This is a genomic window from Pseudomonas veronii, from assembly GCF_001439695.1.
Taxonomy (GTDB): domain Bacteria; phylum Pseudomonadota; class Gammaproteobacteria; order Pseudomonadales; family Pseudomonadaceae; genus Aquipseudomonas; species Aquipseudomonas veronii.
Map to the genome: position 1 here is coordinate 284,317 of NZ_JYLL01000003.1, position 17,405 is coordinate 301,721.

General features: G+C 62.8%; 17 protein-coding genes. 4 read left to right on the top strand and 13 right to left on the bottom strand.

Features of this window, described 5'->3' with window-relative positions; translation table 11 throughout:
• The first annotated feature begins 114 nt into the window (after window positions 1-114).
• Complete coding sequence (gene elbB, locus TU80_RS05650) at window positions 115-780, top strand: isoprenoid biosynthesis glyoxalase ElbB (protein ID WP_057004000.1); 666 nt, start codon at window positions 115-117, stop codon at window positions 778-780.
• On the opposite strand, the gene TU80_RS05655 is transcribed toward elbB, so the two are convergent.
• The 5 genes from TU80_RS05655 to TU80_RS05675 all read right to left on the bottom strand — a co-directional run bounded on the left by TU80_RS05655 (window position 777) and on the right by TU80_RS05675 (window position 6,628).
• Window positions 777-1,232, bottom strand: coding sequence for a YaiI/YqxD family protein (locus TU80_RS05655; RefSeq protein WP_017845147.1), 456 nt, complete (start codon window positions 1,230-1,232; stop codon window positions 777-779). The genes elbB and TU80_RS05655 overlap by 4 nt on opposite strands.
• Before the next feature lie 2 nt (window positions 1,233-1,234).
• Window positions 1,235-3,130, bottom strand: a complete 1,896-nt coding sequence (locus TU80_RS05660; protein ID WP_046381677.1) for an FTR1 family protein — start codon at window positions 3,128-3,130, stop codon at window positions 1,235-1,237.
• A gap of 294 nt (window positions 3,131-3,424) precedes the next feature.
• Window positions 3,425-4,057: a LysE family transporter gene (locus TU80_RS05665; protein WP_026139801.1), complete on the bottom strand. Its 633-nt coding sequence runs from the start codon at window positions 4,055-4,057 to the stop codon at window positions 3,425-3,427.
• Between the two features lie 88 nt (window positions 4,058-4,145).
• Window positions 4,146-4,718: a mechanosensitive ion channel family protein gene (locus tag TU80_RS05670; RefSeq protein ID WP_046381676.1), complete on the bottom strand. Its 573-nt coding sequence runs from the start codon at window positions 4,716-4,718 to the stop codon at window positions 4,146-4,148.
• A complete protein-coding gene (locus TU80_RS05675; protein ID WP_017845151.1) occupies window positions 4,718-6,628 on the bottom strand; it encodes an ATP-binding cassette domain-containing protein in 1,911 nt (636 codons plus the stop codon). Before TU80_RS05675 ends, TU80_RS05670 begins: the two co-directional genes overlap by 1 nt.
• A gap of 50 nt (window positions 6,629-6,678) precedes the next feature.
• On the opposite strand from TU80_RS05675, the gene TU80_RS05680 reads away from it, so the two are divergent.
• The gene (locus tag TU80_RS05680) at window positions 6,679-7,143 is read left to right on the top strand and encodes a TIGR02444 family protein (protein ID WP_057004001.1); all 465 of its coding nucleotides are present in this window, start codon (window positions 6,679-6,681) and stop codon (window positions 7,141-7,143) included.
• Here the strand turns inward: TU80_RS05680 and TU80_RS05685 are convergent.
• Entirely contained in the window at window positions 7,140-8,168 is a 1,029-nt protein-coding gene (locus TU80_RS05685; protein ID WP_057004002.1) for an AlgP family protein, read from the bottom strand. The genes TU80_RS05680 and TU80_RS05685 overlap by 4 nt on opposite strands.
• Before the next feature lie 192 nt (window positions 8,169-8,360).
• On the opposite strand from TU80_RS05685, the gene TU80_RS05690 reads away from it, so the two are divergent.
• Window positions 8,361-9,038 (top strand): FKBP-type peptidyl-prolyl cis-trans isomerase, encoded by a 678-nt coding sequence (locus tag TU80_RS05690; RefSeq protein ID WP_046381674.1) that lies wholly within the window; start codon window positions 8,361-8,363, stop codon window positions 9,036-9,038.
• A gap of 54 nt (window positions 9,039-9,092) precedes the next feature.
• Here the strand turns inward: TU80_RS05690 and TU80_RS05695 are convergent, their stop codons facing one another.
• From TU80_RS05695 to TU80_RS05725, 7 genes are all read right to left on the bottom strand, one after another.
• The gene (locus tag TU80_RS05695) at window positions 9,093-9,551 is read right to left on the bottom strand and encodes an Rsd/AlgQ family anti-sigma factor (protein ID WP_017845155.1); all 459 of its coding nucleotides are present in this window, start codon (window positions 9,549-9,551) and stop codon (window positions 9,093-9,095) included.
• Window positions 9,552-9,760: 209 nt separating this feature from the next.
• Complete coding sequence (locus TU80_RS05700) at window positions 9,761-10,282, bottom strand: disulfide bond formation protein B (protein ID WP_046381673.1); 522 nt, start codon at window positions 10,280-10,282, stop codon at window positions 9,761-9,763.
• Between the two features lie 237 nt (window positions 10,283-10,519).
• The gene (locus tag TU80_RS05705) at window positions 10,520-11,761 is read right to left on the bottom strand and encodes a heme biosynthesis protein HemY (RefSeq protein WP_017845157.1); all 1,242 of its coding nucleotides are present in this window, start codon (window positions 11,759-11,761) and stop codon (window positions 10,520-10,522) included.
• A gap of 5 nt (window positions 11,762-11,766) precedes the next feature.
• Window positions 11,767-12,882: a uroporphyrinogen-III C-methyltransferase gene (locus TU80_RS33305; RefSeq protein ID WP_046381672.1), complete on the bottom strand. Its 1,116-nt coding sequence runs from the start codon at window positions 12,880-12,882 to the stop codon at window positions 11,767-11,769.
• Between the two features lie 18 nt (window positions 12,883-12,900).
• Window positions 12,901-13,659 (bottom strand): uroporphyrinogen-III synthase, encoded by a 759-nt coding sequence (locus TU80_RS33310; protein WP_057004003.1) that lies wholly within the window; start codon window positions 13,657-13,659, stop codon window positions 12,901-12,903.
• Window positions 13,656-14,597 (bottom strand): hydroxymethylbilane synthase, encoded by a 942-nt coding sequence (hemC, locus tag TU80_RS05720; RefSeq protein ID WP_017845160.1) that lies wholly within the window; start codon window positions 14,595-14,597, stop codon window positions 13,656-13,658. The genes TU80_RS33310 and hemC overlap by 4 nt, the downstream gene beginning before the upstream one ends.
• A gap of 138 nt (window positions 14,598-14,735) precedes the next feature.
• Window positions 14,736-15,482 (bottom strand): LytR/AlgR family response regulator transcription factor, encoded by a 747-nt coding sequence (locus TU80_RS05725; RefSeq protein ID WP_046381670.1) that lies wholly within the window; start codon window positions 15,480-15,482, stop codon window positions 14,736-14,738.
• A gap of 502 nt (window positions 15,483-15,984) precedes the next feature.
• Between TU80_RS05725 and argH the strand changes: the two genes are divergently transcribed.
• A complete protein-coding gene (gene argH, locus TU80_RS05730; protein WP_046381669.1) occupies window positions 15,985-17,379 on the top strand; it encodes an argininosuccinate lyase in 1,395 nt (464 codons plus the stop codon).
• Window positions 17,380-17,405 lie beyond the last annotated feature (26 nt).

A 17,405-nucleotide genomic window follows, 5' to 3' on the forward strand; every position in this document is an offset into this window, starting at 1 on the left:
GGCTAGTCCGGTCTGTTTTTATTGCATCAAGATTAGGGGCTGCGGCGAGAGTTCCCATTGGCAACAGATGACAAATTAGTAGACATTTAACGCCATGAATCAGGAGAAATGCCCATGAGCAAAAAGATTGCAGTGATCCTTTCCGGCTGTGGCGTGTACGACGGTGCAGAAATCCACGAAAGCGTGATCACCCTGCTGCGCCTGGATCAGCGCGGCGCTCAGGTCCAATGCTTTGCACCCGACATCGCGCAGTTGCACGTGATCAACCACCTCACGGGCGAAGAAATGCCCGAGTCGCGCAATGTGCTGGTGGAATCCGCCCGCATTGCCCGGGGCGACGTGAAAGACATTCGTGAAGCCAACGCCGAGGATTTCGACGCGCTGATCGTGCCTGGCGGGTTTGGCGCGGCGAAGAACCTGTCGAACTTTGCCAGCGAAGGCGCCGGTTGCAGCCTCAACCCGCAGGTATTGGCGCTGGCCGAAGCCTTTGTCGAAGCGGGCAAGCCGCTGGGACTGATCTGCATCTCGCCGGCCCTGGCCGCGAAGATCTATGGCCCGGGGGTGACCTGCACCATCGGCAACGATGCCGACACCGCCGCCGCGCTGGACAAGATGGGCGCCCACCACCAGGCATGCGCGGTGGAAGATATCGTCGAAGACACCGCGCGCAAGCTGGTCAGCACTCCCGCCTATATGCTCGGCAAGAACATCAGCGAAGTTGCGTCAGGCATCAACAAGCTGGTGGATCGGGTGCTGGAGTTGACCCACGAAAACGATTAACCGGCCCGCATCAAGCGTGTGAGCAGGCGGTCGAGTGCGTTGGCGAACGCTTGCTTGTCCTTTTCCCCATGGGGCGGTGGACCACCGCCCATCTGGCCTTGCTCGCGCAGATCGGTGAACAGGTTACGCACCGCCAGCCGCTCACTCATGTTCTGCGGGCTGAATTCCTTGCCGCGCGGGTCGAGAGCCGTCACGCCGTTCTTCACCAGGCGGTCAGCCAGGGGCACGTCGCTGCAGATCACCAGCTCACCGGGCACCGCGTGCTCCACCAGGTAGTCATCCGCCGCGTCCGGGCCGCTGGGCACCACGATCAGCTTAACGCAGGCGAAGGCCGGCTTGATCTGGCTCTGCCCGGCCACCAGCACCACCTCGAACTGACGCTTGAGGGCGAACTTCACCACCTGGTCCTTGGCCGCGCGCGGGCAAGCATCGGCGTCGATCCACACGCGCATGCTTATGCCGCCAGCCGGCGCTTGTCGGCGATCCGACTGCGGCCATACATCACCATAATCGCCAGGATCGCCACCACCTGCGCACTCAGCGAGTAGGCATCGGCGTGGATACCCAGCCAGTCGAAGTCAAAGAACGCCACCGGCCGCGTGCCGAAGATGCCGGCTTCCTGCAATGCCTTCACGCCGTGCCCGGCGAACACCACCGACAACGCACACAGCAGCGCCGCGTTGATCCCGAAGAACAGCGCCAATGGCAGCTTCGCCGAACCGCGCAGGATCACCCACGCCAGGCCCACCAACAGCACCAGCGCCGTGGCGCCACCCCCCAGCACGGCGTTGTGCCCGGCCGGGCCGGCTTGCAACCACAGGGTTTCGTAGAACAGGATCACTTCGAACAGCTCGCGGTACACCGAGAAGAACGCCAGCAGCGCGAAGCCGAAACGGCCACCGCCGCCCACCAGGCTGCTCTTGATGTAGTCCTGCCAGGCCGCTGCGTGGCGCCGGTCATGCATCCACACGCCGAGCCACAGCACCATCACACTGGCAAACAACGCCGTGCAACCTTCGAGCAATTCGCGCTGGGCGCCGCTCACATCGATCACATAGGCCGCCAACGCCCAGGTGGCCAAGCCGGCCAACAAGGCCAGGCCCCAGCCGACATGGACGCCGCGCACCGCCGATTCCTGGCCGGTGTTACGCAGGAAGGCGAGGACCGCCGCCAGCACCAGGATCGCTTCCAGACCTTCGCGCAGCAGGATCAGCAAGCCTGAGATAAAGCTCAACGACCAGCTCAGGCCATCGCCACCCAACAAGCCGGCAGATTCGGTGAGCTTGCCCTTGGCGGCATCCAGACGCTGCTGCACCTGTTCGAGCGGCAAGCCGTCCTGCAACGACTGCCGATAGGCCATCAAGGCCTTCTCGGTGTCTTTGCGCACGTTGGCGTTGACGTTGTCCAGGGAGCTTTCCACCAGCTCGAACCCTTCCAGATACGCCGCTACCGACAGGTCGTAGGCTTGCTCATGGTCACCGCTGCGGAACGCCGCAAGGCTCTTGTCGAGGGTCGCGGCGGTGTAGTCGAGCAACTGCGCCGGGCCGCGCTTGACCTGCGGCGGCTGAGCACGCTGGGCGCGGAACGTCGCAGCAGCGGCCGGGCCGTTGGCGGCCAACACTTCATTGGGGGTCTGGCGGGCCAGGTCGGCGAGGTTGAACGGTTGCGCGCTTTTCGCGGCAGCCGGGTCGGCCGTGAAGCCGGCGATGTAGGTGGCCAGGTCCCAGCGCTGGCGGTCGTCCAGTTGGTCGGCGAAGGACGGCATGTCCGTGCCTTCGACACCCAGGCCCAGCGTGTTGTAGATCGCATAGAGGCTCAGGCGGTCCAGGCGCTCCGCGTTCTGCAGGTTCGCTGGCGGCGGCGTCATGCCGACGCCCGCCGGGCCATCACCGGCGCCGGCCGTGCCGTGGCAGACCGAGCAGTGCTGGGCATACAGTGGTGCGCCGCGGGTCGGGTCGGGCGTAATCGCCGGGGCCTGGCTGACTTCATACGCCGCCGCCAGCTTGGCGCCCAACTGCCGGGACTGGCGGGCCACGCTGGCACCATCCTGACGAGCGGTCACGGCCGCGACCAATTCATCGACCCCTTTGACCAATTCCGCGCGCTCGGGCTTGGACGGCAGCTCAGCCACCAGGCCCTGCAATACCCCCAGAAATTCCACCTGCTCACGGTATTCCGATTCATCGACGACCTTGCCCGCCGCTACCGTCGGCGGATAGTCCGCGCCGATGTAGTCCAGCAAATGCAGGGCTTTCGTGGCGCCCTCGGCAGGCGCGGCCAACAGATTGAAGCTGCACGACATCAACGCCGGCAATAGCAGCCAGGCGAGAAAACGGAAGGGGGCAGTCATGAACGAATCTCAAAGGGAAATACGAAGTAACACATTGTTGAGCTTTATGAGATTTGACTCAAGGTGTAAGTGATTTGTATTTTGAGTAACAGAGCAGATTGAGCTGTAGCAATGACGCCACGCCCGACGATTCTGCGCTGCCCCCAACGCGCACAGGCAACGCAAAAACAATGTGGGAGCGGGCTTGCTCGCGATAGCAGTGGGTCAGCCGACTGACTCGGTGACTGACACTCCACTATCGCGAGCAAGCCCGCTCCCACATTGTCGATTCGGTTTCTTCAGCCCGGTCCGGGTTCAAGCCGTCGCGCGATGCAAGCTGGCGAGGAAGCCAGCAGCCCCCACGAACAACCCGGCAAACGTGCGGTTCATGCGTTTTTGCTGCTTGGGCGTGCGCAACAGGCGCAAGACTTTCGACGCCAGGCCGGTATAGCCCGCCATCACGATCATATCGACGCTGATCATCGTCGCGCCGAGGATCAGGTATTGGATCAGCAGCGGCGCCTGCGGGTTCACGAACTGCGGCAGCACCGCGAGCATGAACACCAACGCCTTGGGGTTGCTGGCGTTGACCAGAAAGCCACGGAACATCATCGCCATCGGCTTGCCGATCGGCCGTACTGCGGCGTCATCGGTCATGTCCATGGGCAGCGCGCGCCATTGCTTGACGGCCAGGTACACCAGGTACGCCACGCCAAACCATTTGATCGCATAGAACGCGGTGGACGACGCCGCCAGAATGGCTCCCAAGCCGCCCGCGACCACGGCGATCTGCATCGCCAGGCCGATTTGCAGGCCGATGGCGTTCCAGTAGCCGCGCAGGAAACCGTATTGCAGGCCACTGGACATCGAGGCGATGGCGCCTGCGCCAGGAGAAAGGGAAATGATCCAACTAGCGAGGAAAAAAGCCAGCCATGTGTCGAGTGCCATTGCACACCTCAGCAGCGAGTTTGCGGTTGTGCCTTAAGCTAACGCTGCCGACCGAAGGCTGGCTATAGTTTTTTGCAAGATGTGAACGCTAGCGCTGGCCCGGGAGGACAGCACTGTCGCGCCAGCGGCGCACCGAGCGTTGGAAGAACAGGCTATTGGGCACCTGCACCGTCACGCCGCCGGTCCCCGCCTCTTCGACTTCGATCAGCGTGGTGTAAAGCAGGTTGATCGCCACTACCCGGCCTTTGACGCCGGGCTTGTCGACGGTGTCCACCAGCTCGACCACATCACCGAGGCGGAACGGCCCGACGGTGAAGATCAGGATCGCGCACAACAGGTTGGACAACACCGACCACATGGCGAAAAACGCCACCGCCGCCACCGCGACAAACCCCGACAACGCGGTCCACAACACCGTGGCGGACACGCCCAGGCGCTCCAGCACGAAGATCAGCGCACTGCCCATGATCAGCCAGCGCAAGCCGCCACGCAGCGGCATCAACAGCTGCGGCGGGAAGGGGTAGTGCTCGCCGAGGCGGGTCAGGCCTTTGGCGACAAACCGCTGGGTCAGGTAGCCGGCCAGCAGGATCAGCAGGATTTGCACGCCGATCCACACGGGGGCGACCCATTGCGCCGGCAGCGGCAGTTGCAGCGCGTCCATCAGGACAGCGCCTCCAGCTCCGCTTGCAGGCTTTCGAGCAGTTCGAGGGCTTCCATCCAGCTTTCCTCCAACTGCCCTTCACGGACCTTGAGCTTGGCCTGCTCGGCCAGCAGATCGCGCAGTTCATCCTTGCGCGCGGCTTCGTACACGGCACTGTCGCCCAGGCTGGTTTCGATCTTGGCCAGGCGCTCGTGGACCTTGCCCAACTCGGCTTCCAGCTTGTCGGCTTCGCGCTTATGCGGCGCCAACTGCTGACGCAGGGCGGCAGCGGCCTGGCGCTGGGCCTTCTTGTCGGTTTTGTCCGGGTTGACCGGGGTGTTGCTGGTCGGCGCGTTGCGCAGGCGGTATTCCGTCAGCCAGCGCGCGTAGTCGTCGAGGTCGCCGTCGAACTCTTCGACTTTGCCGTCGGCCACCAGCAGGAAGTTGTCGGTGGTGCTCTTGAGCAAGTGGCGATCGTGAGACACCACCAGTACCGCACCGCTGAACTCCTGCAAGGCCATGGTCAGCGCCAGGCGCATTTCCAGGTCGAGGTGGTTGGTCGGCTCGTCGAGCAGCAACAGGTTCGGCCGGTCCCAGGCGATCAACGCCAGGGCCAGGCGGGCTTTTTCGCCGCCGGAGAAATTCAGCACCGGCTCATCGATGCGCGCGCCACGGAAGTCGAAGCCGCCGAGGAAGTCGCGCAGGGGCTGCTCGCGTTCGGTCGGCGCCAGGCGCTGCAGGTGCAGCAACGGGCTGGCCTTGGCGTCCAGGGAGTCCAACTGATGCTGGGCGAAGTAGCCGACCACCAGGTTCTCGCCACGGGTCAGGCGCCCGGCCAGGGGTTGCAGCTCGCCCGACAGGTTCTTGATCAGCGTCGACTTGCCCGCGCCGTTCGGCCCGAGCAGGCCAATGCGCGCGCCCGGCGTGAGTTGCAGCTTGACCTTCTCGAGGATGGTTTTCTCGCCATAGCCCAGGCGGGCATCGGACAGGTCGAGCAACGGGCTGGAGATCTTCACCGACTCGCGGAACACGAAATCGAAAGGCGAATCGACGTGGGCCGCCGACAGTTCTTCCATGCGCTCCAGCGCCTTGATCCGGCTCTGGGCCTGGCGGGCCTTGGTGGCCTGGGCCTTGAACCGGGCGATGTAGCTTTCCATGTGCGCGCGCTGCGCCTGCTGCTTCTCGAACGCCTGCTGTTGCTGGGCCAGGCGTTCGGCGCGGGCGCGTTCGAACGCGGTGTAGCCGCCACGGTAGAGGGTGATTTTCTTCTGTTCGACGTGGGCGATGTTGTCGACCACGGCGTCGAGGAAATCCCGGTCGTGGGAAATCAGCAGCAAGGTGCCCTGGTAGCTCTTGAGGAAATCCTCCAGCCACAGGATCGCATCGAGGTCCAAGTGGTTGGTCGGTTCGTCGAGCAGCAACAGGTCCGAGGGGCACATCAGTGCCTGGGCCAGGTTCAGGCGCATGCGCCAGCCGCCGGAGAAGTCGGCGACCGGGCGGTCCATCTGTTCGTTGGTAAAGCCAAGGCCGGCGAGCATCTTGCGCGCACGGGCGTCGGCGGTGTAGCCGTCAGCGCTGTCCAGTTCCGCGTGCAGGCGGGCTTGAGCGGCGCCGTCCTGGGCTTTCTCGGCCGCGGCCAGGTCGTGTTGCACCTGGCGCAGACGCAGGTCGCCATCGAGCACGTAGTCGATCGCGATGCGGTCCAGGGTGTCGATCTCCTGGCGCATATGGGCGATGCGCCAGTCGGCCGGCAGCAAGCAGTCCCCGGAGTCCGGGGTCAGCTCACCCAGCAACAGGGCGAACAACGTGGATTTGCCGGCGCCGTTGGCACCGATCAGGCCGGCTTTGTGACCGGCGTGCAGGGTCAGCTCGGCGTCTTCGAGAAGACGTTGCGGGCCACGCTGTAATGTTAGGCTTTGAAGTCGGATCATAATGGCGGCGGAGTCTACCAGCTTCGTTGGCCGCTGGCTTGGGTGTGAATATGTGCGCTGACCTGTGGAGCTTTGCCCTCTCGACTTACGCCCGCCCGGGCGTCGAGGCTGCGTGCCTGCGAGTGCAGGAACAAGGCGCGGATGTGTGCCTGTTGCTCTGCGGGGCGTGGCTGGAACAGCGGGGCGTGGCGCTGACGCGTGAACGCGCGCTGGCGCTGAGGCATATCGCCGAGCCCTGGCAATCGCAGGTGGTTGAACCGTTGCGACAGGTACGCCGGCAATGGCGGGCCGTGGCGCAGCAGGATGCGGCCTTGGCGGCGTTACGGGAGCGGGTCAAAGCCCTGGAGCTGGACGCGGAACGCGAGTTGCTGGCGCGCCTGGAAACGCTGGCAACGACATGGCTGACAGGCGAGGCGATGGGTCAACGATGGTTGGAAGGCCTGGCGGCTGAGGGAGCCGCCAACCTTGACCACGACGCGCTGCAGCAGCTGCGCGTCGCAGTCACCGGCACTTAGGAAGCGCTGGTTGGAGTGCTGTTGCTTGGCGCGACCGACGCAGGGGTGCTGGTCGATGCGCTTGGCGCTGCTGGGGTAGCAACCGATGCTGCCGGGGTGGCTGGCTTGGCCGGTGCTGGTTTTGCAGCAGCAGCTTTAGCCACTGGCTTGGCGGCTGGTTTTGCAGCAGCGGCTTTAACCACTGGCTTGGCAGCTGGTTTGGCAGCAGCGGCTTTAACCACTGGCTTGGCAGCTGGTTTGGCAGCAGCGGCTTTAGCCACTGGCTTGGCGGCCGGTTTTGCAGCAGCGGCTTTAGCAACTGGTTTGGCAGCGGGTTTTGCAGCAGCGGCTTTAGCCACTGGCTTGGCGGCTGGTTTGGCAGCGGCCGTTTTGGCAGCTGGCTTGGCAGCCGGTTTTACAGCAGCGGCTTTAGCGGCTGGCTTGGCGGCTGGTTTGGCAGCAACGGCTTTAGCCACTGGCTTGGCGGCTGGTTTTGCAGCAGCCGTTTTGGCAGCTGGCTTGGCGGCCGGTTTTGCAGCAGCGGTCTTGGCAACTGGCTTGGCAGCTGGTTTTGCAGCAACAGTCTTGGCAGCTGGCTTGGCGGCGGCCTTAGCCGGCGCTTTGGCGGCAACGGCTTTTGCCGGTGTACGAGCGCCCAGCACTTTCGATACAGCTTCCTTCACACGACCAACGCCCTGGGCCAGTTTCAGGCTTTCTTGAGCATCTTTTTTGAGTTGGGAAATGTAGGTGCGGGTTTCGGCTTGGCGATCCTTGAGGGCGTCCAGCAGGTCCTCAAGTTCTTTGACTGCGTCTTTGGCTTTGGCTTGAGCCTTGGCTTTGCCGGCAGTGGCGGCGTCTTGCAATTTGGTGCGGGACTTATGCAGTTTTTCTTGCGCTTTACCGCGTTGTTTTTCCAACTTGGCGAGCAGTTTTTCTGCATCAGCCAAGGCTTGGGAACACGCGCTTTCCAAATGTTCGAGCAGACTGCCCGAGAGTTGTTGGAGTAAGTGCAACGGGGTATTTACAGGCTTCTGTTTGGCCGACATGGTTTACCTCCTGGCTGACGTGGGTGCGGCTCATACTAGCCCTCTGCTCTTACCGCCGCTAGGGCATGTTGACAGTATCGTTTGCCTTGCGTTGCACCGTGCGAAAAATCTTATCGATATAACGAAAAACCACGCCACTTTTTACCCTCTCACACTGGCATAATCCGTCGCACTTTCGGCTGGAGAAGACCCATGTCGCGTTACCTTTTTCTTGCGCTTGGTTTGGCGATTTCCGTGGCCAATGCAAGCGAGCCAGCGTCATCCAAAACCACTGCCCCGGACGCGCACGACCTCGCGTACAGCCTGGGCGCCAGCCTCGGTGAGCGGCTGCGCCAGGAAGTCCCCGACCTGCAGATCCAGGCGTTGATCGAGGGTCTCAAGCAAGCCTATCAAGGTAAACCGCTGGCACTGGATAACGCGCGCATCGAACAACTCCTGGCGCAGCATGAAGCGCAGGACGAAGCCGATGCTCAGGTACCGCAAAGTGAAAAAGCACTGACGGCCGAACAGCAGTTTTTGACCCAGGAAAAAGCCGCGAGCGGCGTGCGCGAATTGGCCGATGGCGTTCTGCTCACGGAACTCACGCCCGGCAGCGGCAACAAGCCGTTGGCCAGTGATGAGGTTCAGGTGAAATACGTGGGGCGATTGCCCGATGGGACGGTGTTCGATCAAAGCACCCAGGCGCAATGGTTTCGTCTGGACAGTGTGATCAGCGGCTGGAGCAGTGCGCTGCAACAGATGCCGGTGGGCGCGAAGTGGCGCCTGGTGATTCCATCGGCACAGGCCTATGGCGCCGACGGTGCTGGCACGTTGATCCCGCCTTACACGCCTCTGGTATTCGAGATCGAATTGCTCGGCACCCGGCATTGATCCAATAAAAAACGGCGCGTCATACGCACCGTTTTTTTATCTCATCAGCAACGGTCAGGCCGGGGCGACAGCCACATCCCGGTGAGCATTGTGCAGCACTTCGATCAGGCAATCCTCCAACTCGAAACGCTCATGGAGCAGGCCGCCCAGCTCTTTGAATTTCTCGGCAACACACTTGCCGGCATCACACAGGTCATTGAACGCCAGCAGCTTCTCGGTGATCACATCGATGCGTGGGTAGAGGGTCTCGGCCAATTCAAGACCACGCTGATCGTCGAAGGCTTCCGCCTCCTTGGTCAACTGTTCGTAGACGCCGAAATGACCGGCAGACACGTAGTCCACCAAGACACCGCAAAACGCCTGCAGCGGCTTGCGATTCATCGCTAATGCTTCGGGCTTCTCGCCGAGAGCATCAAACGCCCGAACCAGTTCGTGGCGTGCCTTCAACCAGCTGTCGATCAGCTTGTGCACCCCACCCCAGCGTTCCTGAGCATTCTGACAACTTTCCAGCATGATGATCTCTCTTCCCTATAGGGGGCGCTGCCGCTGTGTGCCCGCGCAATACTTCAAAGATAAAGCGGCAGCCGGACAAAGCCGCATCTGACAACGGTTTCAATAACGCATGCGGGCCAGATTATGCCCGCATGACTATGGCTTCAAGGTACGCAGGAGAGAAAGTTCATACAAGTGTTTAATCCCGTCCTACAACTTGCGACCACTTTTCAGCGTGTCGACAGGCGCAAGCGTTGGCTGAATATCAGCCGTGAAAACTGCATGAAACCCAGGATCAACATCGCCACGAAAAACAACAGACTCCACTCCGGGAGGCTCAAATCGAACAGGGTCCAGGTGATTTCCACGCAGTCGACGGTACCGTTGAAGATCGAGCGCAGCGCCTGCGAGAACGACAGGTTTTCGAGCATGTACTGCAAACTGGGCCAACAATCGCCAGCCTGATCAGACGCAGTGTTCTGCAGCAACACCTGGCGCACTGCGGTAATTGCGCCTAGCGCGGCACAGCCCATGCTCACCAACCCGTACCCATAGATGCCGTAGCGCTTGGGGTTATGAACAGCCGCGACCAGGTTGATCAACGTAAAGGTGGCGAGGAATAGCCGCTGAACCTGGCACAGAAAGCAGGGCCGCAGCAGCGCGCCATATTCCAGGTAGAAAGACGCACCCAACGTCAGCGCACCGGCCATGAACGCCAGGAAAAACAAGGAGCGTGAGGGGGCCAAAGACATTGTTTATCCGTACCGCGAGAGATAGGCCGTTACGGTAGAGGAAAGGCCTGACCCCTTTCAATACGCGTTAGAGCAGACGATTCCGTTAAAACGTAGGGACATCCCGCCAGAGCTTGGAGGACATAACCTGACGCAACGTAGGAATGTATTACGAACCCAGTTAAATCGAGTCTTTACACAGAACCCAAGGGTTGGCTGTCGGATGCATCCGAGCCAACCCTCGTACCTGTTCCTGCTTCAACCCCGCACCGGCGCGGGCAACGGTGAGGCGAGCAGACGGTTGTCCAGCAGGCCCAGGCCTTCCTGGAACAGCTGGTTGCTGCGCTCGGTGTCACCCAACTGGGCCAGCAGGCGTGCCAGTTCGGCACACGCCTCGGGGTTACGCTGCACCTGCAGGCTGCTTTCCAGATAGTCCCGCGCCTTGCCCCACAGACTGTTTTGCAGGCACAGGCGCCCGAGGGTCAACAGCAAGCTGGCATCACCGGGATGATCCTTGAGCCAGCCTTCGGCAAACTTCAACTGACGGGCCGGGTCACTGCCGCGCAACAGGCCATACAGGCGGATCAGGTGGCTGTCATACGCACGCTTGAGCGCGCCGCGCAGCACCTCTTCGGCCTTGGCATCGGCGCCCAGCTGGCGCAGTTGCTCGGCGTAGGCCAGCACCAACGGCGGCTCCTGGCGCTGGGCGGACGTCAGTTGCTGCCAGGCGCGCTCAAGCGCCTGCAACCCCGCTTCGCCCTGCTCTTCACGCTGGGCGGCCAGGCTCAGGTTTTCACCCCAGGCGCGGCGCTCCAGCTCGGCCAATTCGCCGGCCGGCAATACTTTGTCCTTGCGCAGCTCAGGCAACAGACGAATCACCGACGACCAATCGCCCCGCTGCTGATGCAAGCGTTGCAACTGGCGCAGCACCTGGGCGTTATGCGGATGACGCTCGTGCATGGCCTGCAAGGTGGTCAGCGCGCCGTCGGTGTCGCCACGGTCCGTCTGCAATTGCGCATGGCTCAAGGCAATCGCCAGTTCGGCCTGGGGCTGTCGCTCGAGGGCGCGCTCCAGCAGTCCGTCGCACTCTTCATATCGCCCTTGCTCGTTTGCCGCCCGGGCCGCGCCAAGGTAATACAGCAGCGGCTGGCGTTCGGCTTCGGCGGCACGATGCAGGTGGCGTTCGGCACTGGCCCAGCGGCCTTCGGCGAGGTCCATCTGGCCGTGCTCGATCGCGATCTGCACGCGACGGCTGCGGTTACGCCGCGACCATGGGTTGACCACGCCGCCCGAGGTGCTCAACAGGCTCAACAGCACACGAATCAGGTAGATCGCCAGGCCGATGACAAATACCGCCACCAGGGTAGCCCACAGGCTCGACTCGTAATGCAGCAGATGGGGATAGGTAATCAACACGTAGCCGGTGTGTTTCGAAATGCCCACGGCCAGCGCCAGGGCGACCGCAATCGCCAGCACCAGGATCACATAGAAACGCTTCATCGGCTCTACTCCTGGCTCGCCGGCGTGCCGGCCGAAGCTTTGGCTTCTTCGGCAGGCAAGTGACGACGTTCAAGGTATGCCTGCACGGCGGCCAGGCTGGCGGCCAGGTCCGGAGTCACGACCGAGACGGCCTTGGGCTCAAGCTCGGCGATACGCGCGAGCATCGCTTTGCTCTGCGGGTTGTCCTGGTTGAAGTTGTCCTGCAACACGCTGCGCGCTTCACCCAGCGAACGGCTGTACACCGCCGCCTCGCCATTGAGCGCAGCCCATTGCGCCTGCTCGAGGGCCAGGCTCAGGGCCAGGCGAACCTGGTTCAGGCCTTGGCCGGCGAGCAGTGGGCGAATGTTGTCATCGGGGTTGAAGTCGATGCGGAAGTAACGCGAGAGCTGCTCCCACCATTGGCTCAAGCGGTTTTCCGTATCGGTGGTCGGACGCCCATGGGATGTCGGCTCCTGAAGCTGGTACTCCGGCGCAATCGCCGCCAGTTGCACGACTTGATCGCGCAAGGCCGCCAATTGCAGGTAGAGCCCGGTACGGTCCGGTTGTTCGGTACTGCGCAACGCGGCAAGGCTCTTGGCCAATTGCTCGCGCGCGGCGTAGGAACCCGGATCGCTCTGCTCGCGAAGAATCTCGTCGGCGCCCTGGACCAGCGACTGCGCGCTGTTGATGTCCTGCAGGGCAGACAAGCGCAGGCTCGCCAGACGAATCAAGTGTTCGGCTTCCGCCAGGCGCCAGTCCTTGCGGCTGGCCCCGAGCACGGTTTCCAGGCGTTGGCCCAAACGCTGCTGGTCGCCCTGCAACTGGGCCAGCAAGCGGCGGCGCTCCTCCAGCTCGTCCGCGCCCGGCAGTTGCGCCAGGCGTGCAGCCAACTGTTGCTGGCTTTGCTTGAGGGTCTGGGACTGGTCGTCGAGGCTCTTTACCTGGCTCAGCTGTTGCTGGTTGCTGGCTTGCAGGGTGCGGACCTGCCAGATCCCCCACCCGCCGGCGGCAACGCCCGCAGCACCCAGCAGCAAGGCGACGATTGCCAGGCCATTGCCACGGCGCGGCGCGGTGACCGGTGTCTGGCCCGGCGCATCGAGCGCGGGCTGAGCTTCATCTTTAGGCAAGGCTGTTTCGCTCACGTATCCATCCTTTGCGTATCAGAGAGTGGGAACGGAATGGCTCCGTAACGCCACTAACAAAGCCGCGGCACTCGCGCCGCGACAATCCACAACTTTTTCTGCGCCAGCCGCCCGCGCCATCTCATAGACTCGCGGGCTGGGCACGAACAACGGCAGCCGGGCCACCTGTGGCCAATCCGAACCGGCCAGGGCCTGCAGGTGCAAAAAACCCTGCCCACTGCTGACCACCAGGCCGTTCAAGCGTTCCAACTGGATGCGCTGCATCAGTACACCCGGGTCGTAGGCCGGAAGGAAACGGCGATACAACTCCAGATAGTCGACACTAGCACCTTGCTCGCGCAAACGCTCCGCCAGCAGCTCTCGCCCGCCCTCGCCGCGCAGGATCAGCACCCGCGCATCGGTGCGCGCAATGGCCTCGCGCAAGGCGGGCAAGGCCAGCAAGGCCTCGCTGTCGTCGCCGCTGGGCGGATAATGAACGTCCAGGCCCTGATCGGCCAGTACCTGGGCGGTGGCGGCACCCACGCTGAACCACGGCAACCGCGGCCAGTGTCGCTCCAGGCGTTGCACGCCAAGGCGCGCCGCCGGTTTGCTGACCACAATTACCGCGCAATAGCGGCCCAGGTCAGCCCAGACCGCCTGCTGCTCAGGCGTGACCGGCAAGGCTTCGATCTCCAGCAACGGCAGGCTGCTGCTGAAAATCCCGACATCCGACAACGACGCCGCCAACAGCGCAGACTCCTCGGCAGGCCGCGTCAGCAGCACACGCCAATCGGTCACTGCGGGCCGGCCTCGCCGTAGACTTTTTGCAGGATGGCACCGGCGCCCTGGTCCAGCAGCTCTTCGGCGACCTGGATCCCCAGCGCCGTCGCATCACGCTGCGGCCCGCGCACTTGCGCGGTGATCAAGTTGCCGCCTTCCGGGTCGCCCACCAGGCCACGCAACCACAGGTTTTCGCCTTCGAGCACCGCATAGCAGGCGATCGGCACCTGGCAGCCACCATTGAGGTGTTTGTTCAGGGCACGTTCGGCGGTGACACGGACGTCGGTGTCGTGGTGGTCGAGCGGTTTGAGCAAGGCGTGGATTTCACTGTCGGCGGTGCGACATTCGATGCCCACTGCGCCCTGCCCGCCGGCAGGCAAGCTGTCTTCGACGCTGATGACCGAGGTGATGCGGTCTTCGAAGCCGAGCCGGATCAAACCGGCCGCCGCGAGGATGATCGCGTCATATTCACCGGCATCGAGCTTGGCCAGACGCGTGTTGACGTTGCCGCGCAGGAAGCGGATCTGCAGATCCGGGCGACGCGTCAGCAACTGGGCCTGACGACGCAGGCTGGAAGTGCCGACGATGCTGCCCAACGGCAGCTCATCCAAGGACGCGTAGGTATTGGACACAAAGGCATCGCGCGGGTCTTCGCGCTCGCAGATGCAAAACAGGCCCAGGCCTTCGGGGAAGTCCATGGGCACGTCTTTCATCGAATGCACGGCGATGTCGGCTTCGTTTTCCAGCAGCGCGGTTTCCAGTTCCTTGACGAACAAACCCTTGCCGCCGATCTTCGACAGCGGCGAGTCGAGCAGCTTGTCGCCGCGACTGACCATGGGCACCAGGGATACCTGGAGCCCAGGGTGGGCCTGCTCGAGACGTGCTTTGACGTATTCGGCCTGCCACAAGGCCAGGGCGCTTTTACGGGTGGCGATGCGGATTTCGCGAGAGGACATGGATCAATCCGTACTGAATAGATACGGCAGATAATAACAGCTCAGGCAAATTCGCTTTGATTTGAATCAGCAAGTGCGGGGCCTCCCTGGCCACAGCGCACCGGGATCACGACGATAGAGCGCGCTGCAGCCCTTGGACTAAAGCTGCTGCATCATCTTGCGCACGCCGGCGACATGGCGGCGGCTGACGATCAAAGCATCGCCGTTAAGCCCTTTCAGGAACAACTGAAAGTGCCCCAGGGGCGTGCGTTGCAGGCGCTCGATGCGCTCGCGGGCCACCAGCGCGTTGCGGTGGATACGCACGAAACGGTCGCCGAATTCATCCTCAAGGGCCTTGAGCGGCTCATCGAGCAGCACTTCGCCAGACTCGTGACGCAGGGTCACGTACTTGTGATCGGCGATGAAGTAGATCACCTGGCTCAGCGGGATCAGTTCGATACCCTTACGGGTGCGCGCGCTGATATGGCTGCGCGGCCCGTTACCGCTCTGGGCGGCGGGCTGGGTCAGGGCGGCGAGCTGGACGCGATTGGGGCGCTCGGCTTTTTTCAACGCCTTGAGCAACACCTCGGCAGTCACCGGCTTGGCCAGGAAGCTGACACCGCTGGCTTCCAGGGTTTCGGCAGGGAATTCTTCCTCGGCGGCACACAACACCACGGCCGGCGGCGATTCGCGCTCGCTCAGGCGGGCGGCGACTTGCAGGCCATCCAGGCCCGGCATGCGGATGTCGAGCAGCACCACATCCGGCTTGAGGCTGTCGATCAACGTCAACGCCTCCTCACCCGTGCTGGCGCTCGGTTCAAGGACTGTATAACCCTCGAGTTCGCTGAGCAGACGGCTCAGTCGCTCGCGGGCTTGGGGTTCGTCATCAACGATCAGGACATTCATATTGCGCTGGATTCCTGCGTGAGTCTCGCACAAGGATAGCGTAGACAGGTGCGGTGACTTGCGTCACAGCGATCCACGCTAAGACTAGCGCGAGCGGCAAAAAGTGCCCTGAGAGTGGCACTCATATTTATCCGGACCTGTTCAATAGCGCCCAAAACCTGCCGCCCTTGGGCATCGTCGTAGGGTTTGCTGATACACAATCCGAATACCCCCCTTGTTTAATGGTAGTCAGGGTTATGACCGCATCACCTGACTTTGGTGCATTCACACACTACTCAGTCCAACTGTAGACGCTCGCCGAGACGACATTGCTCATTCGTCAAATATCGTTTCAATAAGCACCTCTGCCCAGTCTCTTCCCGGACGCGGTCGGCGGCAAGGCACTTAGCCATGCTTGGCACAAATAAAATGCCGACCACCCGCAGCACCGCCTCCACGGGCAACCCTGTTATTATCGTCGGCACACCTCCACGCCTCTTTTAAGCAGATCACGAGCGAATCCATGAGCACCGACAAGACCAACCAGTCCTGGGGCGGCCGCTTCAGTGAACCCGTCGACGCCTTCGTCGCCCGCTTCACCGCCTCCGTCACCTTCGACCAGCGCCTGTACCGCCACGACATCATGGGCTCGATCGCCCACGCCACGATGCTGGCCAAGGTCGGCGTGCTGACCGACGCCGAGCGCGACAGCATCATCGACGGCCTGACCACCATCCGCGGTGAGATCGAAGCCGGCACGTTCGACTGGCGCGTCGACCTGGAAGACGTGCACATGAACATCGAAGCCCGCCTCACCGATCGCATCGGCGTGACCGGCAAGAAACTGCACACCGGGCGCAGCCGTAACGACCAGGTGGCCACCGATATCCGCCTGTGGCTGCGTGACGAAATCGACCTGATCCTGGCCGAAATCACCCGCCTGCAAAAAGGTTTGCTGGAACAGGCCGAGCGTGAGTCGGACACCATCATGCCCGGCTTCACCCACCTGCAGACCGCACAGCCGGTAACCTTCGGCCACCACCTGCTGGCCTGGTTCGAAATGCTCAGCCGCGACTACGAGCGCCTGGTGGACTGCCGCAAGCGCGCCAACCGCATGCCGTTGGGCAGCGCCGCGCTGGCGGGCACCACCTACCCGATCGACCGCGAGTACACCGCACAACTGCTGGGTTTTGACGCCGTGGGCGGCAACTCCCTGGACGGCGTGTCGGACCGCGACTTCGCCATCGAATTCTGCGCCGCCGCCAGTATCGCGATGATGCACCTGTCGCGCTTCTCCGAAGAACTGGTGCTATGGACCAGCGCGCAATTCCAGTTCATCGACCTGCCCGACCGCTTCTGCACCGGCAGCTCGATCATGCCGCAAAAGAAAAACCCCGACGTGCCGGAGCTGGTACGTGGCAAGAGCGGCCGCGTATTCGGCGCGCTGATGGGCCTGCTGACCCTGATGAAAGGCCAACCCCTGGCCTACAACAAGGACAACCAGGAAGACAAGGAACCGCTGTTCGACGCCGCCGACACCCTGCGCGATTCGCTGCGTGCCTTTGCCGACATGATCCCGGCGATCAAGCCCAAGCACGCGATCATGCGTGAAGCGGCGCTACGTGGGTTCTCCACCGCGACCGACCTGGCGGACTACCTTGTGCGCCGTGGCCTGCCGTTCCGCGACTGCCACGAAATCGTCGGCCATGCCGTGAAGTACGGCGTGGAAAGCGGCAAGGACCTGGCGGAAATGAGCCTGGAAGAACTGCGCCAGTTCAGCGACCAGATCGAGCAGGACGTGTTTGCCGTGCTGACCCTGGAAGGTTCGGTGAATGCGCGCAACCACGTGGGCGGTACCGCGCCGGCCCAGGTCAAGGCCGCCGTCGTGCGCGGTCAGGTCCTGCTCGCCAGCCGCTAGGTCGAAAATGTGGGAGGGGGCTTGCT